This window comes from Gemella morbillorum (assembly GCF_900476045.1).
GTDB lineage: Bacteria > Bacillota > Bacilli > Staphylococcales > Gemellaceae > Gemella > Gemella morbillorum.
In genome coordinates, this window is record NZ_LS483440.1 from 844379 (window position 1) to 857287 (window position 12909).

14 protein-coding genes are annotated in these 12909 nt (G+C 29.1%); 12 read left to right on the top strand and 2 right to left on the bottom strand.

Annotation, left to right across the window (positions count from 1 at the left end; all coding sequences use genetic code 11):
• Positions 1-3: 3 nt before the first annotated feature.
• Positions 4-1092, top strand: coding sequence for a peptide chain release factor 1 (gene prfA, locus DQN46_RS04135; RefSeq protein WP_111743117.1), 1089 nt, complete (start codon positions 4-6; stop codon positions 1090-1092).
• A complete protein-coding gene (gene prmC, locus DQN46_RS04140; protein ID WP_111743118.1) occupies positions 1092-1934 on the top strand; it encodes a peptide chain release factor N(5)-glutamine methyltransferase in 843 nt (280 codons plus the stop codon). The genes prfA and prmC overlap by 1 nt, the downstream gene beginning before the upstream one ends.
• 71 nt (positions 1935-2005) lie before the next feature.
• Here prmC and DQN46_RS04145 read toward each other — a convergent pair whose 3' ends face one another.
• The gene (locus DQN46_RS04145; protein WP_111743119.1) at positions 2006-2644 is read right to left on the bottom strand and encodes a LexA family protein; all 639 of its coding nucleotides are present in this window, start codon (positions 2642-2644) and stop codon (positions 2006-2008) included.
• A gap of 530 nt (positions 2645-3174) precedes the next feature.
• Between DQN46_RS04145 and gpmA the strand changes: the two genes are divergently transcribed.
• Both gpmA and DQN46_RS04155 read left to right on the top strand, forming a co-directional pair.
• Positions 3175-3861 carry a 2,3-diphosphoglycerate-dependent phosphoglycerate mutase gene (gpmA, locus tag DQN46_RS04150; RefSeq protein WP_004632058.1) on the top strand — a complete coding sequence of 229 codons (687 nt, stop codon included), beginning with the start codon at positions 3175-3177 and terminating at the stop codon, positions 3859-3861.
• Between the two features lie 8 nt (positions 3862-3869).
• On the top strand, positions 3870-4628 hold the full coding sequence (locus tag DQN46_RS04155) for a hypothetical protein (RefSeq protein ID WP_224207386.1): 759 nt from the start codon (positions 3870-3872) through the stop codon (positions 4626-4628).
• A 29-nt stretch (positions 4629-4657) separates the two neighbouring features.
• On the opposite strand, the gene recD2 is transcribed toward DQN46_RS04155, so the two are convergent.
• On the bottom strand, positions 4658-6982 hold the full coding sequence (gene recD2 / locus DQN46_RS04160; protein WP_111743120.1) for an SF1B family DNA helicase RecD2: 2325 nt from the start codon (positions 6980-6982) through the stop codon (positions 4658-4660).
• 295 nt (positions 6983-7277) lie between these two features.
• Here recD2 and DQN46_RS04165 point away from each other — a divergent pair, with 295 nt between their 5' ends.
• The 8 genes from DQN46_RS04165 (at position 7278) to ruvX (ending at position 12903) form a co-directional block, all read left to right on the top strand.
• Positions 7278-8591 (top strand): APC family permease, encoded by a 1314-nt coding sequence (locus DQN46_RS04165; protein ID WP_004632052.1) that lies wholly within the window; start codon positions 7278-7280, stop codon positions 8589-8591.
• 140 nt (positions 8592-8731) lie between these two features.
• The gene (locus tag DQN46_RS04170; RefSeq protein WP_111743121.1) at positions 8732-9508 is read left to right on the top strand and encodes a Nif3-like dinuclear metal center hexameric protein; all 777 of its coding nucleotides are present in this window, start codon (positions 8732-8734) and stop codon (positions 9506-9508) included.
• 12 nt (positions 9509-9520) lie between these two features.
• Entirely contained in the window at positions 9521-9910 is a 390-nt protein-coding gene (gene mntR, locus DQN46_RS04175; protein WP_004632049.1) for a transcriptional regulator MntR, read from the top strand.
• A 12-nt stretch (positions 9911-9922) separates the two neighbouring features.
• On the top strand, positions 9923-10855 hold the full coding sequence (locus DQN46_RS04180) for a thymidylate synthase (protein WP_111743122.1): 933 nt from the start codon (positions 9923-9925) through the stop codon (positions 10853-10855).
• 17 nt (positions 10856-10872) lie between these two features.
• Entirely contained in the window at positions 10873-11364 is a 492-nt protein-coding gene (locus DQN46_RS04185) for a dihydrofolate reductase (RefSeq protein ID WP_111743123.1), read from the top strand.
• Positions 11365-11367: 3 nt separating this feature from the next.
• Positions 11368-12207, top strand: a complete 840-nt coding sequence (locus DQN46_RS04190) for a DegV family protein (protein ID WP_111743124.1) — start codon at positions 11368-11370, stop codon at positions 12205-12207.
• A gap of 15 nt (positions 12208-12222) precedes the next feature.
• Positions 12223-12477, top strand: coding sequence for an IreB family regulatory phosphoprotein (locus tag DQN46_RS04195; RefSeq protein WP_111743125.1), 255 nt, complete (start codon positions 12223-12225; stop codon positions 12475-12477).
• Positions 12478-12903: a Holliday junction resolvase RuvX gene (ruvX, locus tag DQN46_RS04200; protein WP_004632039.1), complete on the top strand. Its 426-nt coding sequence runs from the start codon at positions 12478-12480 to the stop codon at positions 12901-12903.
• The last annotated feature ends 6 nt before the right edge of the window (positions 12904-12909 follow it).

The following is a 12909-nucleotide window of genomic DNA, read 5'->3' on the forward strand; positions in this document are numbered from 1 at the left end:
CAGATGGAGATATTAGGACAACTGGAAGTTGTAGAAGAACGTTATGAGAAACTTAATGAACTATTAAGTGATCCAGATGTTGTTAGCGATACGAAAAAACTTATGGAATACTCAAAAGAACAACGTTCTATCGAAAAAACTGTTGCGGTATTTAGAGAATATAAAAATATCGTCCAACAAATAGCAGACACAAAAGAGCTGCTTGAAATCGAAGAAGATAAAGAAATGAAAGAAATGATGCAGGAGGAGATTAAAGAGTTAGAACCTAGTCTTGCTCCTATGGAAGAAGAATTAAAAATCTTATTATTACCAAAAGATCCGAATGATGGTAAAAACGTTGTTGTTGAGGTTCGTGGAGCAGCCGGAGGGGACGAAGCACAATTATTTGCAGGCGATCTTCTTCGCATGTATACTAGATTCGCAGAATCTCAAGGATGGAAAGTTGATGTATTAGAACGTTCTGAAACAGGTATTGGTGGAATTAAAGAAGCTATCTTTATTATTTCAGGTGAGGATGTATATTCTAAGATGAAATTTGAAAGTGGAGCACACCGTGTTCAACGTGTTCCTACAACTGAATCAAGTGGACGTATTCATACTTCTACAGCAACTGTTGTTGTTCTTCCAGAAGCTGAAGAAATCGAAATAGATATTAACGAAAATGATATTCGTGTTGATACTTTTGCATCTAGTGGTGCAGGAGGGCAATCTGTTAATACAACTATGTCTGCTGTTCGTTTAACGCATATTCCTACAGGAGTAGTAGTATCAATGCAAGATGAACGTTCTCAAATTAAGAACAAAGAAAAAGCCATGAAAGTACTTCGTGCGCGTGTTTATGATAAATATCAACAAGAAGAACAAGCTAAGTTTGATGCGGAACGTAAATCTAAAGTAGGTACAGGAGATCGTTCTGAACGCATTAGAACATATAACTATCCTCAAAATCGTGTTACTGACCACAGAATTGGTTTAACAATTCAAAAACTGGACCAAATTATGGAAGGCAAACTTGATGAGATACTAGAAGCACTTCGTATAGCTGAACAAGCTGAAAAAATGGCAGAACTTAATAAAGGTGAAGAACTATAATGAACAGAAGGCAAGCTATAACAAAGGCTTGTCTTCTTTTGAGAAGACAAGCAAAAGAAGAGAGTTTAGCACGATTTTTACTAATGTATATGTTAGATGAAATGCGTGAATTTAATGAGAATTTAGCACTTGAATTAACAGAAGAAGATGAACAAAAATATTTTCAATTAATTAATAAACACATAAAAGATGATACTCCACTTAGTCATTTAGTGGGATTTGAATATTTCTATGATAGAAAATTCAAGGTAACAAGTGATGTATTATCTCCAAGAATGGAAACAGAAGAACTTGTTTACAAAGTAATTGATTATATTAGAAAAAATAATCTAACTAATATAAAGATATTAGATCTTTGTACTGGAAGTGGAATTATAGGTATTACATTAAAAAAAGAATTAGAAGAATTTGATGTCAAAATTTTAGCAAGCGATATTAGTAGTAGAGCACTAACGGTCGCAAAAGAAAATGCTAGTTCTTTGGAAGTAGATATATCTTTTGCTGAATCAGATTTATTTTCTAATATACAAGATAAGTTTGATATAATAGTATCTAATCCCCCGTATATTGCACATGATGATAAGAAAACTATAAAAGAAAATGTCTTAAATTATGATCCTCATTTAGCATTATTCGCTGATGAAGAAGGAATGTACTTTTATAGAAATATAATAGAGAAATCTAGACCATATTTAAATGAAAAAGGAATTATGTTTTTCGAGATAGGCTATGATCAAAAAGAAAAAATAATTACCTTAGGAGAAAATAATAAGTTTGAAACTGTCGTTTATAAAGATATAAATGGTAGAGATAGAATAGCGGTATTGAAATCACAAATATAAAAAAATACGAAGTATGACCATATTAAAAATTAAGCGTCAAACTTCGTATTCTTTATATTATTAGTGTATTATTATAATTCTCTATAAACCCCAACGCATTCCCCTATGATTTCAACATTTCGAGTGACTATAGGCTCATAATCTGGATTGCAAGGATAAAGAATTACATTATCATTTTTAACGAAAATCTTTTTTAACGATGCTTCATTCCATTCAGTCAAACGAACAGCTGCAATTTTACCATTGCGGACAGAAGACTGTTGACGGATAAAAACTAAATCTCCGTCAAAAATTCCAGCCTCGATCATACTATCTCCTTTGACTCGAAGAGCGAAATCAGCACCCATTCCTTGATCTATAAAAATATGTTCATCATATTCTTCTTCTATATAAACCCCATCTCCAGCACAAATAGTTCCCAGTATTGGAAGTTTAGAAGTGTTGTCGATATACTCATCTGAATCTTCATCAGAAGAGGAAGTTATATGTTCTTCCACAAACATATTATCACAATCACCCACTAACCAATCAGGATTAACAGATAAATACTCAGCAATAGCAAGGAGTTTATCTCTTTTAGGAACATATTTTCCTTTTGACCAATCACTAATAGACGAAGGAGTGATTTTAGTAGAGCGGGCAAGCTCTGCTTGTTTTATATTTTTTTCTTTTAAACACTGTTTGAATCTGATACTAAATGTAGTTGTCATAATAATCTATCCAATCTTCACTTTATTCTTATCTTAAATTATAAAGTAATCCGTAGTAAAAATCAAGTATATTTATAAAAAAATTAAGAAATATGAATTTTATACTTGATTTTCGGTTTTCCGTATGTTATTATATTAATAGAGAATAAATTAAGATTTACGTACAAAAAGAAAGAAGGTAATTTTATGTTTATATATTGGGTGATTATTGTATTTTTATTAGCGAAAGTATTTACTTTCTTTGAAACTAATAAGTTAAAAGTTGTAAAAAGAAACAAAATTAATCGTAAAGTTTATTAAGAAAACTTTATACGGAAAAATTTATGTATAGTTTAACAATACCAATAAAGAATAAAAAATAAATAGATATACTGTATTACGTTATGTATAGAACTAATATCTATTTGTTTTTTATTTTATCAAAAAAGTGTATAACGTTTTCTTAATAGTTTTTATTTTAAAAGTATGTACACTTGTTTAAAATTATTGTATAATGAAAAATATAATAATTAACTAGGAGGATTTCTTAAATGAAATTAGTATTAACTAGACATGGTGAAAGTCAATGGAATCTTGAAAATAGATTTACTGGATGGGTTGATGTTGATATCACTGATAAAGGAAGACAAGAAGCTATTAAAGGTGGACAAACTTTAAAAGAATTAGGTCTTACTTTTGATGTAGCTTATACTTCATATCAAAAACGTGCAATTAAAACATTAAACTTATTTTTAGAGGAATTAGATTTATTATGGATTCCTGTTTATAAAAGTTGGAGACTAAACGAAAGACACTATGGAGCTCTTCAAGGATTAAATAAAGCTGAAACTGCCGAAAAATATGGAGATGAGCAAGTACACATTTGGAGAAGAAGTTTTGATGTAGCACCTCCACAAGTAGATAAAAATAGCGATATGTACCCTGGAAATATTGATAGATACAAAGATATTCCAGAAGGAGAAATCCCAACAGGAGAAAGTTTAAAACTTACTATTGATAGAGTGCTTCCTTATTGGGAAAGCGATATATCTAAACAAATAAAAGCTGGTAAAAATGTTCTTATTTCTGCTCATGGAAATAGTTTAAGAGCGTTAATCAAATACTTATTAAATATCTCGGACGAAAAAATCTTAGATCTTAATTTACCAACAGGTACTCCATTAGTATTTGAAATCGATGAAAACTTAAACATCATCTCAGCACCAGAGTTATTCTAATTAAGAATATGAAAAAATTAATTATAATGATTACAGCCTTGCTTTTATTGCAGGGCTGTAGTCCTAAAGAAAAGTTCTCAACAGAACAGCTCCAAAATCTTACAAATTCAGTAACGATTAACCAGCTAGAAAAAACTGAATTTAACGTAGGAGAGAATAAACTGGTTATTACTACTAATGAAGAGGTTGTAACCAAAGAAGAATTAGATAAATTATTATCAACATTAAAAATTAATAATTTCTCTGGAAAGCAACTTGTTGAAAAATCAATTAATTCAAAAGAATTTGATAATAAAGATTTCAATATAGAGATAGTCACTAAAAATAGCAATAGTATATCATTTAATACTAGTGGTGTTGATAACAAAAAATATAGTGTTGATAACAAAAAATATTCAGTTGACTATATAAAAAATAAACTATTAAATTTTACAAAAGATTTGATAGCATTAGATGAACTTGCAGGAACGATTGAAACAGATCTTAACAAAGGAAGAGGCTTAGAGAATAAAGTCAATAGCTTTAATGAAGTGAAAGAACGTATAACCTCAGATATCACTTTTTTTAAATCATTATCTATTGAAAACACTGAATATGATAAACTCAACGAATTAACCAGCCGTTTATCAAGAATTGAAAAATTAACTCCAGTAATTATTAATGCAGTAAATAGTTCAATTGCATCTAAGAACGGTTCAGCGATAGCTTCTGCATTTTTAATTATCAATGATATAGATAGACTAGCTCGTGAATTAGCTAAAATTTAAAAAACTTTCGAAATAATTCGAAAGTTTTTTTAAATAAAATCTTCAGGTTTTATGTCATTCATTCCTATCATAGGGTCAATGGTATTAAGGTTTTTATACGTTAAAATATAGTCTTCATTTAGTTCTATATTTATTTTTTTTGTTTTCTCATTAGTAAAGAAAGTAGATAATGCTGTTTGCCTTATTACTGTATTAGTAGGTTCTATTGATTTATAAAACACATTTGGATTCCCACATAAAATTAATTTTTTCTTAGCACGAGTTATAGCGGTATACGTTAGATTTTTATTTAACATAAAGTTATAACTATCAATAAACGGTATAATTACATTCTCAAATTCCGAACCTTGGGCTTTATGAATCGAACAAGCATATGATAGGGTTATTTGATTAAGTTCTTGTTTTTCATATGTTACAAAGTTATCATCATAATCAATAACTATTTTTATTTTTCCAGCCTCTTTAAAAATATCATAAACATAACCTATATCCCCGTTGAAAATATTGTCTTCTGGACGATTTACAAGCTGCATAACTCTATCATCCACCTTATATATTAAATCTCCATATTCAACTTGAAGTTCATTTTGGTTAAAGAGAGTTTGAATTGTTTTATTGATTTCATTGATACCAGCGCCTCCTTTATAAATAGGTGCTAATATTTGAATTTTTTCCTTTTTTGATTCTTTTAATATACTATCATATGTGGTAGTAATGACATCCAGTACTTCATTTTTAGTTGCTAATAGAAATTCTTTATCATCAAAATTTTCAAGTATATCAAAAGGAATATTATTTCTAATAGAGTGGGAAATATTTATTATGCTTGAATGCTCACTTTGTCTAAAAACTTTATTTAATTTAACAGTTGGAATTACTTGAGCGTTAATTAAATCGTTAAGGACATTTCCTGGAGCAATTGATGGTAATTGATCGTTGTCTCCAACTAAAAGAATTTTTGCATCAGGGTGAATTATTTTAAGTAAATTATACATTAAAAATACATCAATCATACTAGTTTCATCAATTATGATTAATTCTGATTTTATCCTTTTTTCACTAACAAACTCTTCCATATCCTCATCTTCTACCGTCCAACCTATAGCCTTATGTATTGTTGAAGCGTAAAGACCTGTGCTTTCTGCCATACGTTTTGCAGCTTTACCAGTCGGAGCACATAGTGTCAATATACTTTTGGTTTCATCTTGAAGGTCTGAAAGGCTATAATTGTTAAGTTTTTGAAATACCTTTATTATTGCAAGAATAATTGTTGTTTTTCCCGTTCCAGGCCCTCCAGTTAATATAGAAAAGTTATTAATTATAGAGTTTTTAATAGCAGCTATTTGTACGATGTCATATTCGATTCCAAGTTCTTCTTCAATTTCGCCAATATACTTATCTAAAAGTTCATCACTAATGTCTACAGAATTTTGTTTGTCAAGTCGGCGTTCTATATCATTGTATATTGCATATTCTGAATAGTAAATTTCTGGAAGAAAGATTTTTTCTTCTAGTTCTACTAGTTTTCCTGTATCTAAACAATAGGTAAGAGCGTTTAATATATCTTCTTTATCTACTGCTATATTACGTGATGAATATAGAACATTAAATGTATTATAAAGTAATGCGTTTTTCATTATATATGTATTTCCAGTAGAAAAACAAAATGTATTTACCGTATAAATAAAACCATATAATATTCTTTCACGATCGTTAGCTTCTATATTATTAATTTCAGCTATTTTGTCAACAGTTTTAAAATTAATACCTTTTATATCTTTAATAAGAGAATATGGATTTTCTGTTATTGTGCGTAGTGTATTATGTTTGTAAAAGTTATAGATTTTTAAAATAAGATTATTACTAAGATTATATTCGTTTAATTTCAAAATGATATCTTGAGTTTGTTTGTTGGCTATTATTGTGTTATAGATAATATCTTTTCTTGAAGTTGGAATACCTTTAATATCGTATAGTGTAGTTTTATCATCATAAATTTTATCTAATGCTTCTACACCTAAACTATCGACTATTAATTCTGCGGTTTTTCTTCCGATACCTTGAAAAATGGAACTAGATAAATAAGAAACAATCGCATCTTTATCTTTTTCAATTACAGGTTCCGCAACAATCGCTGAAAGTTGTGTTCCATATTTTCTATGTTGAACTATCTGACCTTTAAATGAATATAAATCATCTTCAATAAAATCAATATCATCGAAAGTTCCTACGACACTAAGATAGTCACCATCTACGAAATCATAATTATCATTTAAAAAAATTGATAAAATATAATAATTATTTTCTTTGTTATGAAAAATAATCTTACTTAGATAACCTTCTACATTCTTCATAATAAACTCCTACACATTTTAATTATATTAATAATAATATATAATTTTGAAAAAGTCTAGTTTAGTAAAAAATTATATATAAACATTTTTTATTTTCAATTATATTCAATATCTGTAATATATATTAAAAAAATATGTGTTTTTACTTTGTTATTATATATAATCGCAAGAATATAATGAACTTATAAAAAATAATAAACTGTTACAGTTTATTTATTTTGTTTTCTCTTTATTTTTTTATAAAAATAGGATATAATGTAATTACAAATAAAACGATTTCAAAGGAGATATTTTTATGAATGAATTAAAGAAGACTATAGGCTTTATGCCTGCATTTATGACGGTTATTGGATCGGTAATCGGGGCAGGGGTATTTTTTAAAGCCGCTGTTATTTATAAAACTACCGGAACTATGAGTTTAGGGGTACTTGCATGGGTATTGGCTGGAGTTATTACAATTTGTGCAGGCCTTACTGTAGCAGAACTTGCCGCTTCTATTCCTGAAGTAGGAGGGATGGTTGTTTGGATAGAAAAAACATACGGGAAAACAGCTGCCTTTCTTCTTGGATGGGCGCAATCAATTATTTACTTTCCTGCAATGATAGCAGCGCTAGCTGTTATATTTTCTACTCAAGTTCTTAGTTTATTAAATTTAGATAAAACATGGCATATACCTATTGCATTTATAACAGCTGCTTCACTTATGTTTTTAAATTTTTTAGGTGGGAAAACGGGGGGAATTATACAAACAGTAGCTACCATTTGTAAATTGATACCATTGGGAGCTATTATAATTTTTGGGTTATTCCAAGAAAATTCTCAACCTTTACAATTATTCCCAATAGAAGCTGGAAAAGATATTTCATTTGTTGGAGGTTTAGGTGGAGCACTACTTGCTGCAATGTTTGCATATGAAGGTTGGACTAATGTAGGAAGCATGGCAGGAGAAATGAAAAATCCTAAAAAAGACTTACCTAGAGCTATCTTTTTAGGTCTAGCAGTCGTAATGGCAGTCTATGTTCTTATAAATATTGCATATTTAATGAGTTTACCTCTAGATAGAGTTGCTGGGAACCAAACAGTAGCCAGTGAAGTTGCTGCTAAATTGTTTGGTGGGCTAGGTGGTAAAATACTAACAATTGGTATTTTAATAAGTGTTTACGGAGCTATAAATGGATTCACTATGGCTGGTATTCGTATTCCATACGCTATGGCATTGAGCGATCAAATACCTTTTAAACATGTTTGGACAAAATTAAATAAAAGTGCAATTCCTGTAAATTCAGGTTTACTACTTTTAGTAATGTCTGGAATTATGATGTTAACAGGAAGCTTTGATATGTTAACAGATTTATTAGTATTTGTAATGTGGTTCTTCTATACTGCAACATTCTTTGCAGTTATAATATTACGTAAGAAAGACCCTGATTTAGAACGCCCATATAAAGTGCCGTTATATCCTATTATCCCTATGATAGCTATTTTAGGAGGTTTATATACCTTAATTAGTACATTAACATCTCAAATTACATTAGCACTCGGAGGAATTGGTTTAACATTAATAGGATTGCTATTCTATACTGAACTACATAAAAAATTTAAAAAATAATCTGAAATTAAAAAATATCTACTTCTAGTATTTAAAAGAGAAGTAGATATTTTATTTTAATTACAAAATAAGTTTCGTTATGGCAATTTTTTTTATAAAGTGTTATAATTATATGGTAATAAAAAAGGAGGATTAGGTTTGTGATTACTGTAAGGAATGTATTTGATCATTTAAATAAACTCGCAGATATAAAACTCGCTGAAAAGTGGGATAATGTCGGTTTGATGCTAGGAGACTTTAATAGTGAAGTTAAGAATGTGTTGGTCTGTCTAGATGTAACAACAATAGTAGTTAATGAAGCAATAACAAATAATATCGATTTAATTATTTCTCATCATCCATTAATATTTAAACCACTGAAATCACTTGATTTTACAGTTGATTTCAAATCTAATATCATAAAATCTTTAGTTAAAAATGATATTTCAGTTATTTCATTTCACACTAATCTAGATTCAGCGACATATGGTTTAAATGATTTTCTCGCGAAAAAATTAGAATTGAAAAATATACGCATACTTTTTGAACATGAAACATATAAAAATGCTGGACTAGGTAGAATAGGGGAGTTATCAGAAGAATTTACTCAAAAGGAGTTTATTACATATATAAAAGAAAAGTTCAATTTGGAGACTATTTCGGCGGTATTAGGAAATAACGATAATATAAAAACAGTAGCCCTTCTAGGTGGAAGTGGAGCTGATTTTATCTATACATTACCTGAAGTAGATATTTACTTAACAGGTGATGTAGGATATCATGTAGCTTTAGATACATTAGAAATGAAAAAAAATATCATAGATGTGGGACATTTTACAGAACATCTTGTAAAAGACTTACTTCTTGAATACATAGGCGAATTGTCTATAAATGTACAAAAATCTAAAGTCGAACAATCGCCATTTAAAACACTATAAGGAGGAACATACATGGCCAAAGCAACACCAACTATGGAAGACTATATAGAAGTCATTTATTCATTAGTAAAAACTAAAGGTTATGCAAGAAGTGCGGATATAGCAGAAAAATTAGAAGTTTATCCTTCAACTGTAACAAAAATGTTAAAAAAACTTGATGCTGAAGGGTACATAGTCTACGAAAAATATCGCGGGATAGCACTAACTGATATAGGAAAAAAAATGGGAGAATACGCTCTTACTAGACATGAATTATTAGAAGAATTTTTACTTTTAATAGGGGTAGATAAAGATAAAATCTACGAAGAAGTTGAAGGTATAGAACACCATTTTGGACGAAGTTCTCTTGAAAAAATAAAAGAACTTATGGACTATCTTAAAAAAAATAATTATAAAGCATAATGGAGAAATGGCGTGGCAGATAAAGAATATTTAAATTTATGTAAAACTATTTTAGAAAATGGAATCACCAAAGATGATAGAACAGGCGTAGGAACTAAAAGTATTTTTGGATATCAAATGAAGTTTGATTTAAATAAGGGATTCCCTTTATTAACAACAAAAAAAATCAATTTTAACTTAGTTTGGTCTGAATTGCTATGGTTTATTAAAGGTGATACAAACATCAAATTTTTATTAGAAAATAAAAATAATATTTGGAATGAATGGGCGTTTAAAAAGTGGATTGAAAGTGAAGAATATACAGGCCCTGACATGACTGATTTTGGACATAGAGTACTTAAAGACAAAGATTTTGCAGAAGAATATAAAAAACAAATGAATATTTTTAAAGAAAATATCCTTAATGATGACAATTTTTCTACAAAATTCGGCGATTTAGGAAATGTTTATGGTAAACAATGGCGAAATTTTAATGGTATTGATCAATTAAAAAATGTTATTGAACAAATAAAAATAAATCCCTTATCACGTCGCCTAATTGTTTCAGCTTGGAATCCAAGTGAAGTGGATACTATGGCTCTTCCACCATGTCATACTATGTTTCAATTTTATGTAAGTGATGGTAAGCTTAGTTGTCAGCTTTATCAACGTAGTGCAGATGTTTTTTTAGGAGTCCCATTTAATATTGCCTCATACTCGTTACTTACTATTTTAATTGCTAAGGAATGTGGATTAGAAGTAGGCGAATTTGTTCATACACTAGGAGATGCTCATATTTATGTAAATCATTTTGAACAAGTTAAAGAACAAATGTCAAGAGATGCCTTTAAACTTCCTAGTCTTAGACTAAACGAGTTTGATAGTATTTTTAATTTAGAAATTAGTGATGTGGAGCTAATAGATTACGAAAGCCATCCATTTATAAAAGCTCCTATAGCAGTTTAGTCAGGAGGATGAATTTTATGTTATCTTTAATTGTAGCATATGATAAAAATAAATCTATTGGAAATGAGAATACTATACCGTGGCGCCTTCGTGCAGATATGTTAAGAGTTAAAGCTCTAACGACGAATCAAACTATAATTATGGGTAGAAAAACACTTGATAGCATAGGGCGAGCTCTTCCAAATAGAATAAATAGGGTGTTAACTAAGAATCCAGAATTATTGAAAGATTACAATGATATTGAAATTTATACAGATGATAGTATTTTAGAAAATACAACTACTCAAAAGGTATTTATTTTTGGTGGTGGTACAATTTATGAAAAATATTTCGATAAATGTGATGAAATGTTCATAACTGAAGTTGACACCATAGTGGAGGCGGATACTAAGTTTCCAAATTTCGATGAAAATAATTGGGAACTCATTAGTCGTGAAGAATTTAAAAAAGACGAAAACAATGATTACGATTATGTTTTTATGCATTACATAAAAAAGAAAGAGATGTAAAATATGGAAAAAGTAAAAATCATTATTGATTCATCAAGCGATTTAACAAATGAAGAAATAAATAAATATGATGTCGAAGTTGTCCCATTGACTTTTAATATAGATGGACAAGAATATGATTATCAAAGTATGGATAATGACGAATATATACTACGTATACGTACTGCAAATGAATATTCTACAAGTCAACCGGCTATCGGTAAATTTTTAGAAGCATTTGAAAAATGGACTAATAGAGGGTATAAAATAATTGTTCTTACTATTTCTTCAGCATTAAGCGGAACTTACAATACGGCACTAGCTGCAGCTGCTGGTTTTGATAATATTGAAGTTGTTGATACTAAAACAACAACAAGAGGGATGGTTTATCTTTTAGATTCTTGTATTGAACAATTGAAAACTGGATTAGATATAAATACCATTTCTGAAAATTTACGTGAAAAAGCTAAGAATATTTTAACGTTTGTTACTATTGATAATCTAGACAATTTAGTAAAAGGTGGAAGACTTAGCAAGTCAGCAGCATTGATTGGTGGATTGCTTAATATAAAAGTTTTAACACAATTAAAAGAAACTGAACTTGTTGCAATAGATAAAGTAAGAGGGAAGAAAAAGTTAGTACACTCATTAATAAAACACATTAATGATGAAAAAGGTGATAAAAATATTAAACACATATGTCTCCCTAATACTTTGGCAGATGAGTATATTAAACTAATCAAAGAGGAATTGCAAGAAGAATATAATTATACAGTGAATGATAATGATATTTTTACGACTACACCAATAATTTCAACTCATACTGGTGAAAATGCAGTAGGTATTTTAATAGAATTAGTATAATCGGAGGATAAGATTATGACAAATTTTGATGAAACAAGATTATTTGATAACAATTTTTATGATAAAAATGATATTCATAGCATACTAAAAAATGTTGTGGAAACTATAAAGCAGCGTGGCTATGATCCTATTAATCAACTTATGGGATATATAAAAACAGGCGATCCTATATATATTCCGCGCGATAACCATGCAAGAGAACAAATAAGATTAATAGAAATAGATGATATATTAGAATACTTACTATACTTTTTTATACAGGAGTCATAAATGTTAGATAAAAGAATAATGGGCCTAGATTACGGTTCTAAAACTATTGGAGTTGCTGTTAGTGATTTATTAGGAATGACTGCACAAGGAGTAGAGACTATTAATATTAATGAGCAGGTAAAAGATTTTAAGATAAAACGTATAAAAGAACTAGTTAATGAATATAATATAGGCAAAATAGTTGTAGGTTTACCGAAAAACATGGATAATAGTATTGGGTTTAGAGGAGAAGCAACACTATATTTTGTGGAAGTTCTTAAGAAAAAAATAAAAAGTGTTGAAGTTATTTTGCAAGATGAACGTCTTACAACAATGGGGGCGGAAAGAGTACTTCTTGAAGCTAATGTTTCAAGAAAAAAACGTAAAGATGTTATTGATAAAATGGCAGCAGTTCTTATATTACAAACTTATTTAGATAAATTTTAAAAATTA

Coding starts and splice junctions, on each gene's coding strand:
- prfA (WP_111743117.1), top strand. CDS start 4: ATGGAGATATTAGGACAACTGGAAGTTGTAGAAGAACGTTATGAGAAA.
- DQN46_RS04190 (WP_111743124.1), top strand. CDS start 11,368: ATGGAAAAAGTAAAAATCATTATTGATTCATCAAGCGATTTAACAAAT.
- DQN46_RS04195 (WP_111743125.1), top strand. CDS start 12,223: ATGACAAATTTTGATGAAACAAGATTATTTGATAACAATTTTTATGAT.
- DQN46_RS04145 (WP_111743119.1), bottom strand. CDS start 2,644: ATGACAACTACATTTAGTATCAGATTCAAACAGTGTTTAAAAGAAAAA.
- prmC (WP_111743118.1), top strand. CDS start 1,092: ATGAACAGAAGGCAAGCTATAACAAAGGCTTGTCTTCTTTTGAGAAGA.
- recD2 (WP_111743120.1), bottom strand. CDS start 6,982: ATGAAGAATGTAGAAGGTTATCTAAGTAAGATTATTTTTCATAACAAA.
- DQN46_RS04165 (WP_004632052.1), top strand. CDS start 7,278: ATGAATGAATTAAAGAAGACTATAGGCTTTATGCCTGCATTTATGACG.
- mntR (WP_004632049.1), top strand. CDS start 9,521: ATGGCCAAAGCAACACCAACTATGGAAGACTATATAGAAGTCATTTAT.
- DQN46_RS04155 (WP_224207386.1), top strand. CDS start 3,870: ATGAAAAAATTAATTATAATGATTACAGCCTTGCTTTTATTGCAGGGC.
- gpmA (WP_004632058.1), top strand. CDS start 3,175: ATGAAATTAGTATTAACTAGACATGGTGAAAGTCAATGGAATCTTGAA.
- ruvX (WP_004632039.1), top strand. CDS start 12,478: ATGTTAGATAAAAGAATAATGGGCCTAGATTACGGTTCTAAAACTATT.
- DQN46_RS04185 (WP_111743123.1), top strand. CDS start 10,873: ATGTTATCTTTAATTGTAGCATATGATAAAAATAAATCTATTGGAAAT.